This window comes from Ensifer adhaerens (assembly GCF_002007205.1).
GTDB classification, from domain to species: domain Bacteria; phylum Pseudomonadota; class Alphaproteobacteria; order Rhizobiales; family Rhizobiaceae; genus Ensifer; species Ensifer adhaerens_D.
The window spans coordinates 305,328-325,734 of record NZ_LAZS01000001.1 but is presented as its reverse complement, the minus strand read 5'-3'; the positions used below and the strand labels follow the sequence as shown (position 1 = coordinate 325,734).

The following is a 20,407-nucleotide window of genomic DNA, read 5'->3' as shown; positions in this document are numbered from 1 at the left end:
TCTCCTTATCGAGATGAGGACCCCCATGAACGATATGCTGAAGACCACGCCTGATTTTTCGACCGAAGCGGCCGCCGCCTTGCTGAAGGAGCATTACGGCCTCTCCGGTGCGCTCTCGCTGCTTGCCAGCGAACGCGACCAGAACTTCAAGGTCGAGGCCGAGGACGGCAGCATCTCTATCCTGAAGGTCATCAATGCTGCCGAACCGGAAGTCGAAAGCGATTTCCAGACCGCGCTGCTGAAACACGTCGGCGCCCATGCTGCCGACCTGCCGGTGCCGCATGTTCGCCTGACATTGAGCGGTGCTAGTCTCGCTTCGACGACGAGCGCACGCGGCGTCACCCACCGCCTACGGCTGGTGAGCTGGGTCGAGGGGCTGCCGCTTGCCGAAACCGGCCGCGGCGACGCAGCTCTTCAATCCCTCGGGCAGATGCTCGGCCGCTTTGACGCATCGCTCAAAGGCTTCATGCATCCGGGCGCGCTGCGCGATCTCGACTGGGACATCCGCCATGCCGGCCGCTCGGCCGATCGGCTGCATCACGTCGCTGCCGCAGAAGACCGCGCCCTGCTTGAGCGCTTTCTTGCCCGCTTCAACACATCGGTCGCGCCGCGCCTTGCCACTCTTCGCGCCGCCGTCATCCACAACGACGCCAACGACTGGAACGTGCTCGTCGACAAGGCCGATCACGACCAGATTTCCGGCCTGATTGATTTCGGTGACGCGCTGCATGCGCCCGTCATCGCCGAAGTCGCCATTGCCGCCGCCTATGCCGGACTGGACCATCCTGATCCGATCGGCGCCGCCGCTGCGATCGCCCGCGGCTTCCATCAGGAATATCCTTTGGCCGAGGAAGAGGTCGATCTGCTCTTCGATCTCATCGCCATGCGCCTCGTCACGTCCGTCACCATCTCGGCCTCGCGCCGCGCCCACACCGACGACAATCCCTATCTCGCGATCAGCGAACGACCGGCCTGGACGCTCTTGCGCAAGCTCGACCGGATGAACCCGCGCTTCGCCACCGCCATCCTGCGGCATGCCTGCGGCTTCGAGGCGACCCCTGGCGCACGTGCCATCGCTTCGTGGATCCGCGAGAACCGCAAGACGCTGAAGCCGCTGCTCGATAAGCCGGCTGCCACCTATCCGGCAGCGCTCGTGCCCTACGGCGACCCGACGCACCCGATGACGGTGAAATCGGCAGGCGAACGGCCGGATGAGGCTCAGGCGATCTGGGAAGATTATTGCCGCGCGCATGGCGTCGAGCTCGGCATCGGACCCTTTGGCGAAGAACGCACGGTCTATGCCGGCGAGATGTTCGTCTCGCGCTTCGTCGATCACACCCGCCGCACCCGCCATCTCGGCCTCGACCTCTTCATGGCCGCCGGCACCAGGCTCTACACCCCGCTTGCCGCCACCGTCGTCAGCGTTGACGTCGAAAAAGACCCGCTCGGCTATGGCTGCCTGATCGCACTTCGCCATGAGCCGGAGGGCTGCCCGCCTTTCGTCACGCTCTGGGGCCACATGGCGCATGAGGCCATGGGACGCATCAAGGCTGGCGACCAACTCGAAGCCGGCGCACTCGTCGGCGAAATGGGCGCGCCGAAGGAAAACGGCGGCTGGGCGCCGCATCTGCATCTGCAGCTTTCGACCGACACCAGCCTCTCGGCGACCGAAATCCTCGGCGTCGGCGAGCCGCAGTTTCTCGACGTCTGGGCCGAGCTCTTCCCCGATGCGCGCACCTTCGCCGGCATTGCCGAGGAGTTCTACGAGAAGAAAGGCCGCTCGCATGAGGAGATCGTCAAGCGGCGCAAGGAACTGCTCTTGCCGAACCTCTCGATCTCCTACGACAAGCCGATCAAGTTCGTGCGCGGCGAAGGCGTCTGGCTGATCGACGACAGCGGCCGCGCCTATCTCGACTGCTTCAACAATGTCTGCCACATCGGCCATGCCCATCCGGCTGTCGTCGAGGCGATGGCGAAGCAGGCGGCGATCCTCAACACCAACACCCGCTACCTGCACGACAACATCGTCGCCTATGCCGAGCGGCTGACGGCAACGCTGCCGAAGGAATTGACGGTCGCCGGCTTCGTCAACAGCGGTTCCGAGGCCAATAGCCTGGCGCTGCGCCTGATGCGCGCCCATACCGGCCGGGAAAACGCCATCACGCTCGACTGGTCCTATCACGGCACGACGCAGGAGCTGATCGACATCAGCCCCTACAAGTTCCGCCGCAAGGGTGGCAAAGGCCCGAAGCCGCACGTCCATGTGGCGACCATTCCCGACAGCTACCATGCACCGGCCGACTGGCCGGCCGAGGAACACGGCAAGCGTTTTGCCGAAAGCGTCTCAGAACTGATCCAGGCGATGAAGGCCAAGGGCGAAGGTCCGGGTTTCTTCATCGCGGAATCGATCCCGAGCGTTGCCGGCCAGGTATTCCTGCCGGAGGGCTATCTGAAAGAAGTCTATCGCCTCGTGCGCGAAGCCGGCGGCGTCTGCATCGCCGACGAAGTGCAGGTCGGCTTCGGCCGCGTCGGCAGCCATTGGTGGGCCTTCGAGACGCAAGGCGTCGTGCCCGACATCGTCACCATGGGCAAACCGATCGGCGACGGCCATCCGCTCGCAGCCGTCGTCACGACCCGCGAGGTCACCGACAGCTTCAACAACGGCATGGAGTATTTCAACACCTTCGGCGGCAACCCGGTCTCCTGCGCCGTCGGTCTCGCCATGCTCGACGTGATCGAGGGACAGGATCTGCGCGGCAACGCGCTTTCGATCGGCAACTATCTGATCGATGCCTTCCGTGCGATGCAGGCCCGCTACGAGGTGATCGGCGACGTGCGCGGCATGGGCTTGTTCCTCGGCGTCGAGCTTGTGTCCGACCGCAAGACCAAGGCGCCGGCAACCGAGTTCGCCCGGGCCGTCTCCAATGGCGCCCGCCGCCGCGGCGTGCTGATGGGCACCGAAGGTCCGCATGACAACGTTCTGAAAATGCGCCCGCCGATGATCTTCTCGAAACGCGATGCCGATCATCTGATCGCCGTGCTGGAAGAGACCTTCGCCGACGTGGCAAGCAAGCTCGGCTGACGCCGGGCTCGATACCGCCGAAACCATAACCGACTGGCCGGGATGTGGACGCATCCCGGCAGCGAAGATGCATGCCCTAAAACAAGAGAAGAGGAGAACAGGACAATGAAACTTGGAGTTCTAGCACTGGCAAGCGCCGCGTTCCTTGCCGGCACCGCCGCCAACGCCGGCATGCTCGACGTCATCAAGGAGCGGGGCGAGCTTCGCTGCGGCGTCAGCCAGGGCGTGCTCGGCTTTTCCGCGCCCAACGACAAGGGCGAATGGACCGGCTTCGACATCGACTTCTGCCGCGCCGTGGCCGCCGCAGCGCTCGGCAATCCCGACAAGGTGAAATACGTTCCGCTCTCGACCAAGGAGCGCTTCACCGCGCTGCAGTCGGGCGAGGCCGACCTCTTGTCGCGCCAGACCACCTGGACGCTGTCACGCGATACCGATCTCGGTATGAGCTTCGTCGGCGTCAACTACTATGACGGCCAGGCCTTCATGGTGCGCAACGATCTCGGCGTGAAGAGTGTCAAGGAACTCTCGGGCGCCTCCGTCTGCACCGAAACCGGCACGACGACCGAACAGAACATGGCCGACTATTTCGGCGCCAACAACATCCAGTACCAGGTGGTCGCCTTCGAAAAGGCCGACCAGACGATCCAGGCCTTCAACACCGCCCGCTGCGACGTCTATTCCACCGACGCTTCGGCGCTCTACGCCCAGCGGCTGACGCTGAACGACCCCGACCGTTTCGTCGTGCTGCCGGAAGTCATCTCGAAGGAGCCGCTCGGCCCGGCCGTCCGCCAGGGCGACGACCAGTGGTTCAAGGTCGTGCGCTGGACGCTGTTTGCGCTGACCGAAGCCGAAGAACTCGGCATCACCAAGGACAATGCCGCCAAGCTCATCGAGAGCGGCACGACCGCGCAGAAGCGCTTCCTCGGCATCGAGAACGAAGCCGGCAAGTCGCTCGGCCTCGATCCGAAATGGGCCTACCAGGCAGTTTCCGCCGTCGGAAACTATGGCGAAGTCTTCGAACGCCACCTCGGCAAGGACAGCCCGCTGAAGATCGAACGCGGTCTCAACAAACTCTGGAGCCAGGGCGGCCTGATGTACGCCCCACCGGCACGCTGATCCCCCGAGCAGTCCGGCAAAGTCTCCGTTCGGATTTGCTCGAACAAGGAAAAGCGCCAACGAGACGCCGCGGCCCTCCCCGCGGCGTTTTCGCTTTTACCAGCCTTCCTCCAGCACGCGGCCCAACATGTCGGCAAAGAAGTCGGCGCTCTCGCGGGATAGGCAGAGCGGCGGCTTGATCTTCAGCACGTTCAGGTGGTCGCCGGTCGGCTGCATGATGACGCCGAGATCGAGCAGGCGGTCGCAGATCGCCGCCGTCTCCTCGGTCGCCGGCGAAAGGGTCTCCCGATCGCGCACGAATTCGACGCCGAGATAGAGCCCCATGCCATGGACGGCACCGATCAGCGGGAAGCGCTGCCCGAGTGCTTCGAGCCGCGCCTTCAGATAACCGCCGACCACCTGTGCGTTTTCCGGCAGCCGTTCCTCGGTCAGGATATCCAACACCACCTGCCCGACGACCGAACTCACCGGGCTGCCGCCCGAGGACGAGAAGAAGTACCCCTCCTTCTCCAGCGCATCGGCGATCTCGCGGCGGGTGATGACGGCACCGAGCGGATGGCCGTTGCCCATGCCCTTGGCAACCGTGATGATATCGGGCACGACGCCCTGCTCTTCGAAGCCCCAGAAATAATCGCCGAGGCGGCCGTAGCCGACCTGCACCTCGTCGGCGATGCACAAACCGCCGCGTGCCCGCACCATGGCGTAGACTGCATCGAGATAGCCCTTCGGCAGAGCAATGCCCCCGGCATTGCCGTAGACCGGCTCGCAGATGAAGCCGGCAAGCTTCTCGTCAGCGGCGTCCAGTTCGGTAAGCTTCTTGACGACCGAGCGCACATAGCTGTCGGTCGTATCCCCACCACGGAACTCGCCCCGATAGGTATTGGGTGCGGTGACCGCATGCACCCAGGCCGGGCGGGTCTGAAGCGCCTGCGGATTGTCGGCGATCGAGGTCGACACCGCATCGCTCGCGACCGTCCAGCCGTGATAGGCCTCGAGCAGGCTCACGATGTTGCGCGCGCCGGAATAGGCCCAGGCGAGCCGCAGTGCCAGATCGTTCGCCTCCGAGCCGCTATTGACCAGAAACACCGTGTCAAGCCCATCCGGCGCCAGCGCTGCAAGCCGCGTCGAGAATTCGGCGACGGAGGCATAGTGAAAGCGCGAATTGGTATTGAGCAGCGACCATTGCCGCCCCACCGCGGCTGCAAGTCGCGGATGCCCATGACCGAGAATGGTCACGTTGTTGACCATGTCTAGATAGCTGCGGCCCTCGATGTCGAAGAGATGCTCCTTCCAGCCGCGCTCGATCTGCGGTGGTTTCAGGTAATAGTTTTTCTGCGGCTTGGCGAAGTGCTGCTGGCGACGGGCGAGCAACGCTTCGCCATGTGGTTCCGGCGCATCGCATTCGAAGCCGAGGATACCGGTCGGCGAAGGGCAGAGATGCTTCCAGGCTTCCGCCTGATGCGGCATGGCGAAAAGCGGCGGCACGAGACCATGCTCGCGGCAAAGCTGGACGCGGATCAGCCCGTAGGACTGCTGTTCGCCGGAGACGATGCCGAGCGTCGCCCCGGCGACAACCGTCTCTGAAAGGTCGGCATGGGCTTCCACGCCTTCTAGGAACAGGCTGGCTTCGGCCCCTTCGAGCACCAGAAGCCCGTCCTGCCGAACGACGCGGGCGGAGAAGGGAGCCGTGATTTCGCGGCCCGCGGCCAGGCAGATATCGACATGCAGCGCCAGCGTCGCAGCCGGTTTCGGCGACCGCAGCTGGGCTTCGGTCATCCGGTATTCGCCGTAGCGCGTGGTCGCGACACCGATTGCGTGCGCAGCGTGCTGCAGCAGCGAGATCGGCAATCCCTGGTGCTGCCAGCGCTCTTCCGGCAACAGCGGGCTCAGGATCGAGAGGTCGATCTGGCGCACGTCAGTGGGGCCGAGCCCCTGGATCAGGCTCTCCCCGGTCACTCGGGCCGAGTCCGGCGCGAAGCCGACGGCCGAAAGAATGGCGTGCTCCATTAGCGCAGAAGGCACCGACGACGCGACCTCGAAGATCTCCCGCTCATGCGCGGCATTGCCTTCGACGTAAGCGTTGTCGGGCTCGCGGGAGAGCTGGTGTTCGGAGCTTGCGACCAGCACCGCAGCGCGCGCGACGATCAGCGGCCAAAGCGCCTTCAGCTCCACCTCGGTCAACGGGCATGCCGCGTGAAACGCCTTGACCGCGGGCAGGATGAACCAGGGGTCTCCATCCGCATGATGCAGCAGCGAGGCGCAGGTAACGGCGAGTTCGGCAACCAGCCAGCCATTGAGGATATCGCCGAAGTCGATGACGCCGTCCGGCATCGCCCGGCCGGCCGCGTCGAGCCGGCTGACCACATTGTCGTCGGTGACGTCATGGTGGATCGCCTGGGTTCTGAGCTCAGGGGTAAGCGGCTGCAACCGCCGCATGGCGCCGACCATGATTTCGGCGATGCGCTTCCGGCGCTGCTGGTCCGGCATGTCGGTGAGAAGATGGAGCACGACGGGTCCGGCGCGGCGCAGGTCCCACTGTAGCTCACGCTCGAGACCCGGATGCTCAAAATCCTGCAAGGCGGCGGCGAGCTTGCCGGCCAGGCCGCCGAGCGCGGCAACGGCTTCGCGTGACAGATGCTTGCGCCTGGTCAGCGGTTCGCCGTCGAGATAGCTGAGCAGGCGGATCCGGTAATCGGCGCCGCGCACGGTAACGCTCTCGATCGCCTCGCCTTTTTGCGACGGCACGACTTCCGCGACCCTTGCCGTGCTCATCCGTTCGGCAAGGTGCCGCAGAGCAGCGTTCTGCGCTTCCAGTTCCAGCGGCTCGTATTCCGCGCGGCAGATTTTCAACACATAGCGCCGGTCGCCGGTGTCGATGCGATAGTTGCGGTCCTGCTGGCTGCCGAGTTCTACGATCGCACCGGACAGGCCGTAGTGGTCGGACAGCAGCGCGCGCGCCTCTTCGGCGCTGACATCGGGTCTCGGGAGCTCGGTGCGAAGCTTCAGCGCGTCCTCAACCATGGTCTCGTCATCCTCCCATTCGGCGGTCGATCCTCCGAATCGACCGGAATGTTGTCGAGATTAGAGCGGGATCGAGGAAAAGATGTGCGGTTTTCCGCTTACATCCTCCCCGCGATTACTGCGACATGCCCTCCAGCCGGTAGCGCGTGCCGGGGTAGAGCAGTCGCGCAGTCGTCACATTGCCCGCGTCCGCCCAGGTGCGACGCCGGATCATCAGGCACGGTTCGTTGCGGTCGATGCCGAGCAGCTTGCATTCCCAGGGCTGCGGCGACACCGCTTCGACGATCTGCTCGGTGCGCGTGATCGGCGCCATTGCGGTCAGATAGGCGTTCGGTGTCATCGCCTGGAAATCCTGCTCCAGATAACGCGGGCAGATCGCCGGATTGACGAAACGATCCTCGATCTGGATCGGCAGTCCGTTTTCCGAATGGACCATGATCGAATGGAAGACACGGGCGCCGGTGGCAAGCCCGAGCGCGTAGCCGATCTCCGGTGTCGCCGCCTCTTCGTTCAAGAGCGTCATCAACGACGTATGAGCATGGCCGCGTCCGTGGATTTCGTCGGCGATGTTGCGGACTTCAAGCAGCGCGGTGCTGCCCTTGTGGGCCGCGACGAAGGACCCGACGCCCTGCACGCGGGTGATCGCGCCCTCGGTTGCCAATTCCCTGAGCGCCCGGTTGGCGGTCATGCGGCTGACGCCGAGGTCGGCGACGATCTCGTTTTCCGAGGGGATACGGTGATGCGCGGGCCACTCGCCGCTGTCGATGCGGCTGCGGATGAATTGCTTGACAGCCTCGTAGCGCGGCACCGGTCCGTCTTCGAAAGCGGCTGTTTCGTTCCGTTTTCCCACTGCCGTCATCAACTCAAGCCTCGCCTTTCCGCGCCGCCGAACAAATCATGCGCATTCGCTCTCGAATCTTTTCGTTCATTTCACGCTTGCGCGCCAGCGTAAAATATCTATAGTTCCATATACAACTACGTACAGGAAAATGCACATGGTTAGTTTTCCCGTCAACCGGATCTTTGCAGAACGGGCTCTCCTGCCCGAAGGCTGGGCCGAAAACGTCGCGATTTCGCTCGACGCTTCCGGCCGCATTGCAGCGATCGAAACCGGCACCGCCGCCACAAGCGGCGACGAGCGCGCGGCCGGACCGCTGGTCCCGGCGATCGCCAACCTGCACTCCCACGCCTTCCAGCGTGCCATGGCCGGCCTTGCCGAAGTGGCGGGCAGCGGTAACGACAGCTTCTGGACCTGGCGCGAGGAAATGTACCGCACCGTCGGCCTCGTGAACCCTGACGATGTCGAGGCGATCGCGGCCAAGCTCTACATGGAGATGCTGAAGGGCGGTTTCGGCCACGTCGCCGAATTCCACTACCTGCACCACCAGGCCGACGGCACGCCCTATGCCGACCCGGCCGAGATGTCGCTGCGCATCCTCGCCGCCGCCCGCACGACCGGCATCGGCCTTACCCACCTGCCCGTCTTCTACGCCCACGCCAATTTCGGCGGCATTGACCCCAATCCCGGCCAGCGGCCGTTCCTGCACGACCCCGACCGTTTCCTCGCGCTGCTTCAGCGCCTCGAGCCGCTCTGCCGTGAATCCGGCAACACGCTCGGCTATGCCATCCATTCGCTGCGCGCCGCAACGCCCGAGGAGATGCGCACCATCCTCGATGCAGCACCCGTCGCCGGTCCGATCCATATCCATGTCGCCGAACAGACCAAGGAAGTCGAAGACAGCCTCGCCTGGAGCGGCCGCCGCCCGGTCGAATGGCTGCTCGACGAGATGCCGGTCGACGAGCGCTGGTGCGCGATCCACGCAACGCATCTGACGGAAAGCGAGCGCCAGCGCCTGGCGCGTTCCGGCGCCGTTGCCGGGCTCTGCCCCGCAACCGAAGCCAATCTCGGCGACGGCATCTTCCCGGCGGTCGAGTTCATGGCCGAAGGCGGGATTTTCGGCGTCGGCACCGATAGCCATGTGGCAACCAGCGTCGCCGAGGAACTGCGCCTGCTCGAATACGGCCAGCGCCTGCGCGATCGCCGCCGCAACCGGCTGGCCACCGGCCCCGGTGCCTCGATCGGCCGAACCATCTTCGACGCAGCCCACAAGGGCGGTGCCCAGGCTGCCGGCCAGACGACCGCGGGCGTTACCGTCGGCGCCCGCGCCGATTTCGTCGTGCTCGACGGCGACAACCCTTACATCGCTGCCGCCACCAACAACCAGATCCTCGACCGCTGGCTCTTTGCGCTTGGCGGCGAGAGCGTTCGCGACGTCATGGTCGCAGGCGCGTGGAAGATCCGGAACGGACGCCACGACCGGGAGGACGATATCGACCGCGCTTTCGCGCGGGTGCTGATGAAACTGAAATAGTCATCGAAGCCAATATCAAAAAAGGGAACAGCTTTATGTCGATCAGCAAATTGAAACTCACCCTTGCCGCCACCGGCCTCGTGCTCGCGGCTTCCACCGGCAGCGCCAGCGCGTCTTATTGCGGCGACGGCAAGACCGTCATGTTCGCCGGCATCGACTGGGAAAGCGGCGCCTTCATCACCGAAGTGATGAAGACCATTCTTGCCAAGGGCTACGATTGCCAAGTGGATTCGATCCCAGGCAACTCGGTGACGCTGGAGCAGGCAACCGCCAACAACGACGTGCAGATCTTCGCCGAGGAATGGCTCGGCCGCTCCGACATCTGGAACAAGGCGGTCGAGGAAAAGAAGGTGGTCGCCGTCGGCAAGACCTTCGTCGGCGCCAGCGAAGGCTGGTTCGTACCGGAATACGTCATCAAGGGCGATGCGTCCCGCAACCTCGAGGCCAAGGCGCCGGACCTGAAGAGCGTCTCGCAGCTCTCCGATGCCAAGATCGTCGAGATCTTCGCCGATCCGGAAGAGCCGACCAAGGGCCGCTTCCTCAATTGCCCGTCGGGCTGGACCTGCGAAGGCGTCAGCACGGCCAAGCTGGATGCCTACAAGCTTGGCGAGACCTATGTGAACTTCCGTCCGGGCACCGGCACGGCACTCGATTCCGCGATCACCTCCGCCTATCTGCAGGGCGAGCCGATCCTCTTCTACTACTGGTCGCCGACCGCGATCATGGGCAAGTTCAAGCTCGTGCAGCTGGAAGAACCGGCCTACAACGAAGCCTGCTGGAAGGAACTTTCGAGCGCCACCGGCAAGCGCGATGAGGGTTGCGCCTTCCCATCGGTCGACGTCTCCTACGGCGTCAACAGCACCTTTGCGCAGGAAGCCCCCGAGATCATCGCCATCCTCGAAAAGGCAACCTTCCCGCTCGAAGACGTCAACGGCAGCCTTGCCTACATGACCGACAACAAGGTCGATGCGGTGGCGGCAGCGGCCGAGTTCCTGAAGACCAAGGGCGACGTCTGGGGCAAGTGGGTTTCTGATGAAGCCCGCGGCAAGATCGAAGCCAGCCTGAAGTAAGTTCGTTCGGTCGGCCGACACGGGTCTGACGCGCGCCCTGTCTCTTGCAGGGCGGCCCTGCCAGATCCGGGTCGGCCAGCACCTTCGACACCCCGAGGCAAGCGCCATCGGCCGCAGCGTTGCGCCCGCCCATGGCCCGAGCAAGGAACGACATCCGATGTTTCCGGATACCCTCAATCTCTCCATCCGCGCGCCGGTGAACGAGTTCATCCAGACGCTGGTCAGCAGCTATGGCTGGGTCTTCAAGGCGATCAGCGCGGTGATCCTCAAAGCCGTGCTGTTCATCGAGTGGATCCTGCGCGGGCTGCCCTGGTGGGTCGTCATCCTCGCCTTCATGGCGCTCGCCTGGCAAAGCTCCAAGCGCTGGACGCTGACCGTCGCGGTCGGTGCGCTGCTGTTCTTCGTCGGCGTGCTCGGTCTCTGGGACCTTACCATGCAGACGCTGGCACTGATGCTGATGGCGACGCTGGTATCGGTGGCGATCGGCGTGCCGATGGGCATCCTCGTCGCCAAGAGCCGGCTGGTGCGCAACATCACCCTGCCGGTGCTCGACGTCATGCAAACCATGCCGAGCTTCGTCTACCTGATCCCGGCTTTGATGCTCTTCGGCCTCGGCAAGGTACCTGCGATCCTCGCCACCATCATCTATGCCGTCCCGCCGCTCATTCGCCTCACCGATCTCGGCATCCGCCAGGTCGACCACGAAGTGGTGGAAGCGGCAACCGCATTCGGCGGCAGCCCCAACCAGATCCTCTTCGGCGTCGAGTTGCCGCTCGCCACGCCGACGATCATGGCCGGCCTCAACCAGACGATCATGATGGCGCTGTCGATGGTGGTCGTCGCCTCGATGATCGGCGCCCGCGGCCTCGGCGAGCAGGTGCTGAACGGCATCCAGACACTCGACGTCGGCAAGGGGCTCGAAGCCGGCATCGGCATCGTCATTCTCGCGATCGTACTCGACCGCATCACGCAAGGCTTCGGCAAGAGCCGGACGGAGGATCCCCGCAATGGCTGATATCGAGATCCGCAACGTCTACAAGATCTTCGGGCAGGACGCGAAAGCCGCACTCGCCATGGCGAAGGAAGGGCTCAACAAGTCCGAAATTCTCGCCCGCTCCGGCTGCAGCGTCGGCCTCAACAATGTCAGCCTGACGATCGGCGCCGGCAAGATCTTCGTGATCATGGGGCTTTCCGGCTCCGGCAAGTCGACGCTGGTGCGCCACATCAACCGGCTGATCGAGCCGACCAGCGGCGAAGTGGCGTTCGACGGCAACAACATCCTGGATCTTGACGCCAAGGCGCTGCGCACCTTCCGCATGCACCGCGTCAGCATGGTGTTCCAGAGTTTTGCGCTGATGCCGCACCGCACCGTGCTGCAGAACGTCGTCTACGGTCAGCGCGTGCGCGGCCTGCCCAAGGCGCAGGCGCGCGACATCGGCATGAAATGGATCGAGACCGTGGGTCTTGCCGGCTACGACGCCAAGTTCCCGCACCAGCTCTCCGGCGGCATGAAGCAGCGCGTCGGCCTGGCCCGGGCGCTGGCCGCAGATACCGACGTGATCCTGATGGACGAGGCCTTCTCGGCGCTTGACCCCTTGATCCGCGCCGACATGCAGGACCAGTTGCTGCAATTGCAGCAGAACCTTGCAAAGACCATCGTCTTCATCACCCATGATCTCGACGAGGCGCTGCGCATCGGTTCGGAAATCGCCATCCTCAAGGACGGCCAGGTGGTGCAGGTCGGCACGCCGGACGATATTCTGGAACGGCCGGCCAACGATTATGTTGCCCGTTTCGTGCAACGCCGACAGGGACGACCGGAAGCCCATGAATGAAAGCAGAAGTGCTGACAGCATAATCCTCGATGCGCCGTTGACCTGGAAAGAAATCGCGGCGGTCGCCGATGGCGCCCCGCTCGCGCTTTCGGAAACCGCGCGGAAGCGCATCGTCCACGCCCGCAAGGTCGTCGACGCGCTCGTCGAACGCGGCATTCGCGGTTACGGCATCAACACCGGCGTCGGCGCGCTCTGCGACGTCGTCATCGACCGCAAGAACCAGCAGGCGCTGTCGCACAACATCATCCTCAGCCATGCCTGCGGTGTCGGCGAACCGCTCGCCCGGCCCGAGGCCCGCGCAGTGATGGCCGCCCAGATCGCCAACTTCGCCCATGGCTATTCCGGCGTGCGCATCGAGACGGTCGAGGCGCTGCTTGCGCTCCTCAATGCCAACCTCATCCCCGACATCCCGTCGCGCGGCTCGGTCGGCTACCTCACTCACGCAGCCGCTATCGGTCTCGTCTTGATCGGCCATGGAACGGTCGACGACGGTAAGGGCAAGATCAGCGGCGCCGAGGCGCTCGCGCGGATCGGCCTCAAGCCGCTCAGGCTCGAAGCCAAGGAGGGCCTGAGCCTCGTCAATGGCACGCCTTGCGCCACCGGCCTTGCGGCGCTGGCGCTCTCGCGCGCGACCCGCCTCTTCGACTGGGCCGATGCGGCCGCCGCCATGACCTATGAAAACCTCGGTAGCCAGGCGAACGCCTTTGCCGCCGGCCCACTCGCCCTTCGCCGCTCCAAGGGACTGGAGGAAGTGGGTGCGTCTCTGCGCGCCTATCTCGCTGATAGCCCGATGCTTGCGGAAACCGCCGGCACACGCACGCAGGATCCCTTGAGCCTTCGCGCCGTGCCGCATGTGCATGGCGCTGCCCGCGATGCGCTGGTTCACGTCGCAGAAGTCGTCGATCGGGAACTCGCAAGCCTCACCGACAATCCGGCCGTATCAGGCACGCCCGAGGCGCCGGAAGTCCATTCGCAGGCCCATGCGGTGGGGGCTGCCCTTGGCCTTGCCATGGACAATCTGGCGGTCGCCGTTGCCGAAGTCGCCGCGATCTCCGAGCGCCGCATCGATCGGCTGGTCAACCCGCTGGTGAGCCGCCTGCCGGCCTTCCTTGCCGGCGACAGCGGCGTCTCCTCCGGGTTCATGATCGCACAGTACACGGCCGCCTCGCTTGCCGCCGAAAACCGGCGCCTGGCCGCTCCCGCAAGCCTCGACGGCGGCATCACCTCGGCGCTGCAGGAGGACATCCTCACCCATGCGACGCCGGCTGCCTGGAAAGCGCTGTCGATCGCCGACAACCTCGAAACGATCCTTTCGATCGAGCTGCTCGCCGCATCGCAGGCCTATGATCTGCAGCCGCGTGGTCGCGCCGCACGCACCGACGCGCTCTACCGGCGCATCCGCTCGATCATCCCTGCTTATGCCGACGACCGGCCGCTGAACGGCGACTTTGCCCGCATGCGCGCGATCATCGAGGAGGCGACGCCATGAAAATCCTGCGCGCCAGTTCCTACAAGCGCATGCCCTGGAAGAACGGCGGCGGCGAGACCGTGGAGATCGCCGTCTCCCCCGAAAAAGCCTCGCTCGCCGATTTCGATTGGCGCGTGAGCATGGCGACGGTGGCCACCGACGGCCCCTTCTCCAGCTTCCCCGGCATCGACCGCACGCTCTCCATCCTGCAGGGAAAGGGCATGCGGCTTATGATCGAAGGCCGAGAGCCCGTCCTGATGACCGGAGGGACGGCACCGCTCCCCTTCCCGGCCGACGTTTCGACCTCGGCGACGCTGGTCGATGGCCCGATCGTCGACCTCAATGTGATGACAAGGCGTGGCAAGCTTGCCCACAGGGTTCGGCGACTGGCGCTCGATCATCCGCAGACCGTGGAAGGTGGCACAGCGACGACGCTCCTGCTTTGCCATGGCGGAGCGGTGCGCCTGACCGCGAAAGACGCCACGGCAGACCTCGCCGCGGGCGACACGGTGATCCTAGAAGGCTCTGCCCCCATCACGATCGAACCGGCCGCCTCCGCCGTTCTTTTCCTGATCACCATCAACAAGCCGGCCGCCTGAGCGGGCGCCGGCATGCGCTGATCATCCCCGGCGTAGATGCAGCAGCGGATAGAGCCGCCCGGCATCATCGACCGGCGAGCGCCCGACTGTCACAAACCCCAGGCGCTGATAGAACCCGGCACCGGACGCATTCTGCTCGTTGACATCAACCGTCAGCACCGGATGCAGCGACATGGCGTGCTCGACAAGCCTCCGGCCGACGCCGGCGCCGCGCGCATCCGCATGCACGAAAAGCGAGTCGATCTGCGCCCCGCTCATGCCCATGAAACCGAGTGCCTGGTCGTTCTCGTCAGCGGCGATCCAGAACTCTGCGGCCGGCAGATACTGGTCGCGCACCAGCGCCTCGATCGCGGCAAAGTCCTCCGGCGTGAGGAAGTCGTGCGTGGCAATGACGGCGCTGCGCCAGATCTCGAACGTGCGCGGAAAATCGGAAGCGCGAGAACTGCGGATGGAAATGGTCATTTGAAATTTTCTATTGGAAGGTCGCATAGCCTTCAGAACCCGTACGAAGGCAACGGGCGGCGCAGTGGCCCGCACAATACGCACGAGAGCCTTGCGTTCAAGATGCCGCTTCGATGCTTTCGGCAAATAACCGCACAGCATGAAAATACTCTCGCGCACGCAACCAAAAGATGATTACGTCTCACACCTACCCATCCCACACGCGGCTGAGACGCTCCATGAAAATCCTGCTCCCTCTTCTCTGCGCCGCAATATTCACGGCCGGCGCGCTAGCTCCCGCCCATGCCGCCTCATCAAAGAAGGGCCACGAACAGACTGACCGATCAAGCAAGCACGGGCAATGGCGAACTTTGGTGCGGTTCGTGGTCGAGAAAGACGGCGGATTGTCTCTGGTGACCGTCCACCGTTCGTCTGGCAACAGAAAGGTCGATGCCGCTGCCATCGACGCGGTCAGGCGCGCGGCCCCGTTTCCGAAACATCCAACCGGGAGGCGGGAGTACCGGGTCGAGATGGTCCAGGAACGCTGATCGACGATCGGCAGGGGCAAAGAGAACGCAGTTGGTCGTTCAGAAATGGCTAACCATATTCCATGTTCCCCGGGGAACAGCACAATTGACGCCACACGATAGTCTCCATGTCACGGTTTTTAGCGACACACGTCAACAAACGCAGGGCTTGGAGGACAAGGGACATGATCAAAACCGCTTTCGGCGTCAACGTCACCGTACTGGCCTTCTCGATCACCGTGATCGCGATCATGCACTTCGCCCTGTCCCAATACCGCGCAGCCGAAATCGCCGACATCAACCTGCCCGACTACACGACGATCACTTCGTCGATCCATCGCTGAGCCCTCTGTCCCGCGGCGCCGGCAGGCAGCGTGCCGCGCTGGCCGGTTCCCGTGCTCAAGCGGAAGCATCCGCAGGCGCTGCCATCGATGATGGTGGCGCCTTTTTTGCATCGTTCACCGGCTCCATGTATGGCCAGACGGATTATGATACGGGAACGCTGATTGAGCGAATCCCCGCTCAATCAGCGTTGGCAGGACATGCAGGAAGGCCCGAAATGACGGATTCGCAAAACGAGCTGAAACTCAGCGCATTCAAGTTCCACGAACAGGCGGTGCGTGCATCCGTCGGCGGCAAACCGCTCGCACTCGATGCATTGGAACTCGGCGGCGAAATCCTGGTCGTGCTGACGTGGCTCGGCAATTCCGAGCGAGGCCTGCGCAAGCCGGAATACGTGTTGCCGCTCAGCGCGGTGACACATCAGGATCTGAGCAATGATCCGGAAGGCAAATACAAATGGGCAATTAGCACACCGCTGCCGCAATCGCTGTTTGACGGCAGCGCATCGAGGCAGTTCAGACGGCAGTTCGGGGTCAAGAGCGGGCCGGCGCTGACCTTGCCGCTGAAGCCGCCTCATCATTGAGGGGAGAGTAAGCCGCATTCAAGAATGCCAGACGATCGACGGATCAGCGCCCGTCCGCGATTTTGTCTAGATGCGAGGAAAATGGTAGCGGAGGACCGTCTCACGCTATCCCCCCGCTTATTGATCCGCCGCTCGGTTGCGTAGTTCGGTAAGACCACTAAGAGGCAAAGATAAATATTTAAAGTTTCTCTGGAGAACTAATTCAGTCCGCCTTTGCTTGATTTAACACTGAGAGGAATTCTGGCTCATCGCGCAGGAGATCCATGTCAGTATCTTCATTGAGATGCTTTCGAGATGGAAGCGTCCCATCTGCAAGGCATGCCTTGAGTTCAGCGATAGCATTGTCCAAATCACCCTGCATCGCGTACACGCAGGCTCTATTATAGTTGGCCTTCCCAATAAATGCTTTGGCCTTATCAAGCACTTCAGCTGCTTCGGCCAGAAGTTTCTCGCGCTCACCGCCTGTCAAAACATTGCTTTGACGAAGAAAGAGTGCCCCGAGCGAATCGTAAGCAATTCCGTTGTCGGGTTGAAGACGTAGGACTTCATAGAATTTCTCTTTAGCCGCCGTAAATCGTTCCTGCGCCTCATTGCCCTTCATATCACCAACGCCATCGGCAAGAACGCGAGCCCAGCTAAGCAGAGTACGAGGGTTGCCCGGCGCCAACTGCTCGGCCTTCGCAAATTTTTCTTGAGCAAGCCTGCGGGTTGCCATGCGCTCCTGAACATCATCGTGTCGGGAAGCTTCGATAAACAGAGCTGCGCCCCACGCTTGCCACGCTTGGTAGATGTCGGGCTTCAAGGCGATAGCTTCCTCATACCTGGAGGCGGCAAACCGGCACGCCTCCAAAACTGCCTCCTTTGGGCGGCCGCCTACTGTTTCCTGGATCCTTTCGTGACCCTCCGTAATCTTCGACCAAGCCCGCGCTTCAAGTTCGTTTTCAGACAGCGCTCCACCGGCCTCTGTGGGGTCCGGGGTTACGCCGCTTATCAGCGCATCTTGAGCTCGTGCTTCTCCGTCCTTGCTTATCTCCCATTGATCGGCCGCTTCTTCTAAGCGACGCCGCGTGGATGTCAGCAAATCGAGCCCTGTTTCAGGCTCTACCGGATACGTTGCAACTTCAGTGAGTTCTGTAAGGATATGCCGAGATGGATTGGTTATGACGAGTGGCGGCCAACAGCCCAGCGTCTCGGCAAGATCGATCATCGTTCGATCGAAATCGCACCCGCCAATATAGAATGCGTAGTCTTTAGAAAGCAGACCTGAAAGGTGCGGCTTAGGCTCGGCTTCGTACCCAAGCCATATAAGGTTTTGATGTGAATTGAACTCCTCTTCCATTACCTTAAACGCCGCGTCAGCTTCACCGCTATAGCCGATCACTATCGTTAGGTGGTTTCGGAGGCTATCGGCTAGTAGGGGCCGCAGCGTCTCCTTATGCGCAGCAGTCTCCGCCTCGGAATTCATCAAGCGGAGCCCATAACTCTGTCCGTGAAGGTGGAAAATCGCAGGTGCAGCCAATCCCCCAATATCCCGAGTTGGGGCGACTCCAAAATCGTAAACCGGAAGGTGAATGCCGACGAGTGACGCGGCCCTCTCCAAGATCAGATCGAAGTTGAACGTGAGCATTCTTTTCACTTTCGCGTGCCTCGTGATGCACGCAAGTGCGATATGGCCCCAATTTACCCGTGATTCATCGAGCAAGGGCTGGATCAGCGACTTACGGTCTCCAGGCGCTAACGCACCCATCACTCGACCATAATCAGAACGCTCCACGTCTGACAGACCACCTAGACAGTGGCCAAAAGCCTCGTTGACGCGTTTTACCAACAAAGGCGCCGTAGGTATCCCAGCGGTGCGAGATGCCCCTGCCCCCATTATGATGCTAATTTGATCCGCGGCTTTAATATATCCAGCGACGTCTTTCAGGTTCACCTGCGCCCCCCACAGTCCATTCCCGCCCCCCGGTAGAGAACGTGCCGACGTTTGTCTAGCGTTGAATAATGTTCCAGCGCTGCCATAGATTGTATCTCATGATGCCCACGCCGGAGTGAGGTAAGAGCAAACTGCCAACTGCTTGCCGGCTCGTGGGACAGGTGGACGGTGTCGCGTTTCGCTTCGGCGACGATCCGCTCTAATCCCACTCGCAGGCGACGCGGAAGAAGTCAGCGCCATCCGCTTCGACTTCCTGCGAAAGTCGGATCGTCCCGTCGCGACTGGCAAGAAGCTGATCGAGCATTGCCGGCGCTGGACATATGGCAGCTGGCGCAGGTCGCGACCGTCGAGACAAAGGATATCAAATGCAAAGAGGAGGATTTCGCCAGGACCGTACACGCCCGGCCGACGGCCGAGGGCGGGCTGCGAAGACCGCGGCGGCGTTGCAGTTGAAGTGATTGGCCACCTGTCAGCGCTCATTGGCGCCAAGGCTGAACTATTGGGGGGACGTATGGTAGCGGAGGAGGGATTCGAACCCCCGACACAAGGATTATGATTCCTCTGCTCTAACCTACTGAGCTACTCCGCCGGGTACCGCGTCAGGGCTTCGAAGGGGAAGCCGTCTTGACTGGACGGGCGGCTTATACGGCCCGCTTCCGCCCACTGTCAACCCAAGTCTCCGGGAAAATGTGAAGTTTTCACAACAGCCCGGAAATCAAGGGCTTCAAGCGGCCGCCGGCGCCGAAAGCAGCGCCTTCAGGGCCGCTTCTGCACTCGCTTCGCGTTCCGATTTGCGAATGAATCCGCCGCCATAAACGCGTGCGTCCTCGCCGACGCCGGAATAGAGCGCGCAGGCCTGGCCGGGCGCGATGCCGGCTTCGCCTTCGGCGAGTTCCACATAGATGCCCTCGTCATCCATCGCGAGCACGGCTGGCGCCGGCTGGCGGGTGGAGCGTACCTTGGCGAAACAGTCGAAGCCGCGCGCGGCCGCCGTCTCGACGTCTTCGTCCCCGAGCCAGTTGACGTCGCGCAGATAGACGCGGCGCGTCTCCAGCGCTTCCTTGGGGCCGACGATGACGCGACGCGAGCGGGCGTCGAGATAGACGACATAGAGCGGCTCGCCGGTGGCGATGCCGATGCCGCGGCGCTGGCCGATGGTGAAGTGCAGGATGCCCTCGTGGGTGCCGAGCACGCGGCCGTCGAGATGCACGATCTCGCCCGACAGCGCCGCATTCGGCTTCAGCTTCGAGACGATGTCGCTGTACTTGCCCTGCGGCACGAAACAGATGTCCTGGCTGTCGGCCTTCTGGGCGACGACGAGGCCCATGTCCTCGGCAAACTTGCGCGTCTCGGCCTTGGAATAACCGCCAAGCGGAAAGCGCAGATAGTCGATCTGCTCCTGGGTCGTCGCAAACAGGAAGTAGCTCTGGTCGCGCTCGGCATCGGTCGGACGGTAAAGCGCCCGCTGGCCGGCGTAGCGTGGGTTCGGGCTCGGGCGCGAGCGGATGTAGTGGCCGGTCGCCAGCGCATCGGCGCCGAGCTCCTTGGCGGTCGCAAGCAGATCGGCGAACTTGACCGTCTGGTTGCAGGCAACGCACGGGATCGGCGTTTCGCCGGCGATATAGCTTTCGGCGAATGGATTGATCACCGTTTCCCGGAAGCGCGCTTCGTAATCGAGCACATAGTGCGGGATGCCGAGCGTTTCGCAGACGCGGCGCGCATCGTCGATGTCCTGGCCGGCGCAGCAGGAGCCGGCCCGGTGCACCGCAGCGCCGTGATCGTAAAGCTGCAGCGTGATGCCGAGAACGTCATAGCCCTCGCGTTTGAGCAGGCCGGCGACCACCGAACTGTCGACGCCGCCGGACATGGCAACGACGACACGCGTATCTTCGGGCTTGCGGTCAAAATCGAGACTGTTCACAGGATCCAATCCGGCCTTAGGGCGGCATTCCTCAGCCTGCCCTGTTTCACGCTTCATGCGATGCTTTGCCGAGGAACCCTCGGCGCAAGGCATCTTT

The 20,407-nt window shown here is 63.1% G+C and carries 16 protein-coding genes and 1 tRNA gene; 11 read left to right on the top strand and 6 right to left on the bottom strand.

Annotated elements, in window-relative coordinates; genetic code table 11:
• Positions 1–25 precede the first annotated feature (25 nt).
• Positions 26–3,082 carry an aminotransferase class III-fold pyridoxal phosphate-dependent enzyme gene (locus tag XB14_RS01460; RefSeq protein ID WP_077959836.1) on the top strand — a complete coding sequence of 1,019 codons (3,057 nt, stop codon included), beginning with the start codon at positions 26–28 and terminating at the stop codon, positions 3,080–3,082.
• A gap of 105 nt (positions 3,083–3,187) precedes the next feature.
• The gene (locus tag XB14_RS01455) at positions 3,188–4,198 is read left to right on the top strand and encodes an amino acid ABC transporter substrate-binding protein (protein WP_077959835.1); all 1,011 of its coding nucleotides are present in this window, start codon (positions 3,188–3,190) and stop codon (positions 4,196–4,198) included.
• Between the two features lie 96 nt (positions 4,199–4,294).
• Here the strand turns inward: XB14_RS01455 and XB14_RS01450 are convergent, their stop codons facing one another.
• Both XB14_RS01450 and hutC read right to left on the bottom strand, forming a co-directional pair.
• Positions 4,295–7,219 carry an aminotransferase gene (locus XB14_RS01450; protein WP_077959834.1) on the bottom strand — a complete coding sequence of 975 codons (2,925 nt, stop codon included), beginning with the start codon at positions 7,217–7,219 and terminating at the stop codon, positions 4,295–4,297.
• A gap of 115 nt (positions 7,220–7,334) precedes the next feature.
• Positions 7,335–8,078 (bottom strand): histidine utilization repressor, encoded by a 744-nt coding sequence (hutC, locus tag XB14_RS01445; protein ID WP_077959833.1) that lies wholly within the window; start codon positions 8,076–8,078, stop codon positions 7,335–7,337.
• Between the two features lie 136 nt (positions 8,079–8,214).
• Between hutC and hutF the strand changes: the two genes are divergently transcribed.
• The 6 genes from hutF (at position 8,215) to XB14_RS01415 (ending at position 14,563) form a co-directional block, all read left to right on the top strand.
• Entirely contained in the window at positions 8,215–9,591 is a 1,377-nt protein-coding gene (hutF, locus tag XB14_RS01440) for a formimidoylglutamate deiminase (protein WP_077959832.1), read from the top strand.
• Positions 9,592–9,626: 35 nt separating this feature from the next.
• Positions 9,627–10,661: an ABC transporter substrate-binding protein gene (locus XB14_RS01435; RefSeq protein WP_077959831.1), complete on the top strand. Its 1,035-nt coding sequence runs from the start codon at positions 9,627–9,629 to the stop codon at positions 10,659–10,661.
• Between the two features lie 157 nt (positions 10,662–10,818).
• The gene (locus XB14_RS01430; protein WP_077502802.1) at positions 10,819–11,676 is read left to right on the top strand and encodes an ABC transporter permease; all 858 of its coding nucleotides are present in this window, start codon (positions 10,819–10,821) and stop codon (positions 11,674–11,676) included.
• Positions 11,669–12,496 (top strand): quaternary amine ABC transporter ATP-binding protein, encoded by an 828-nt coding sequence (locus XB14_RS01425; RefSeq protein ID WP_077959830.1) that lies wholly within the window; start codon positions 11,669–11,671, stop codon positions 12,494–12,496. Before XB14_RS01430 ends, XB14_RS01425 begins: the two co-directional genes overlap by 8 nt.
• Entirely contained in the window at positions 12,489–13,985 is a 1,497-nt protein-coding gene (locus XB14_RS01420) for an HAL/PAL/TAL family ammonia-lyase (RefSeq protein ID WP_077959829.1), read from the top strand. Before XB14_RS01425 ends, XB14_RS01420 begins: the two co-directional genes overlap by 8 nt.
• Positions 13,982–14,563, top strand: a complete 582-nt coding sequence (locus tag XB14_RS01415; RefSeq protein ID WP_077959828.1) for a HutD family protein — start codon at positions 13,982–13,984, stop codon at positions 14,561–14,563. The genes XB14_RS01420 and XB14_RS01415 overlap by 4 nt, the downstream gene beginning before the upstream one ends.
• 21 nt (positions 14,564–14,584) lie before the next feature.
• Here the strand turns inward: XB14_RS01415 and XB14_RS01410 are convergent, their stop codons facing one another.
• Positions 14,585–15,166 carry an acetyltransferase gene (locus tag XB14_RS01410; protein WP_327325264.1) on the bottom strand — a complete coding sequence of 194 codons (582 nt, stop codon included), beginning with the start codon at positions 15,164–15,166 and terminating at the stop codon, positions 14,585–14,587.
• Between the two features lie 77 nt (positions 15,167–15,243).
• Here XB14_RS01410 and XB14_RS01405 point away from each other — a divergent pair, with 77 nt between their 5' ends.
• The 3 genes from XB14_RS01405 to XB14_RS01400 all read left to right on the top strand — a co-directional run bounded on the left by XB14_RS01405 (position 15,244) and on the right by XB14_RS01400 (position 16,456).
• Positions 15,244–15,552 carry an energy transducer TonB gene (locus XB14_RS01405; protein WP_234803930.1) on the top strand — a complete coding sequence of 103 codons (309 nt, stop codon included), beginning with the start codon at positions 15,244–15,246 and terminating at the stop codon, positions 15,550–15,552.
• 164 nt (positions 15,553–15,716) lie between these two features.
• Positions 15,717–15,875, top strand: a complete 159-nt coding sequence (locus XB14_RS33035; RefSeq protein WP_158665050.1) for a hypothetical protein — start codon at positions 15,717–15,719, stop codon at positions 15,873–15,875.
• A gap of 125 nt (positions 15,876–16,000) precedes the next feature.
• Positions 16,001–16,456, top strand: coding sequence for a hypothetical protein (locus tag XB14_RS01400; RefSeq protein WP_143348177.1), 456 nt, complete (start codon positions 16,001–16,003; stop codon positions 16,454–16,456).
• Positions 16,457–16,658: 202 nt separating this feature from the next.
• On the opposite strand, the gene XB14_RS01395 is transcribed toward XB14_RS01400, so the two are convergent.
• The 3 genes from XB14_RS01395 to mnmA all read right to left on the bottom strand — a co-directional run bounded on the left by XB14_RS01395 (position 16,659) and on the right by mnmA (position 20,367).
• Positions 16,659–18,389, bottom strand: a complete 1,731-nt coding sequence (locus XB14_RS01395) for a TPR end-of-group domain-containing protein (protein ID WP_143348176.1) — start codon at positions 18,387–18,389, stop codon at positions 16,659–16,661.
• 512 nt (positions 18,390–18,901) lie between these two features.
• Positions 18,902–18,978: transfer RNA gene (locus XB14_RS01390), tRNA-Met, on the bottom strand.
• 135 nt (positions 18,979–19,113) lie between these two features.
• Complete coding sequence (gene mnmA / locus XB14_RS01385) at positions 19,114–20,367, bottom strand: tRNA 2-thiouridine(34) synthase MnmA (RefSeq protein WP_077959900.1); 1,254 nt, start codon at positions 20,365–20,367, stop codon at positions 19,114–19,116.
• Between the last annotated feature and the right edge of the window lie 40 nt (positions 20,368–20,407).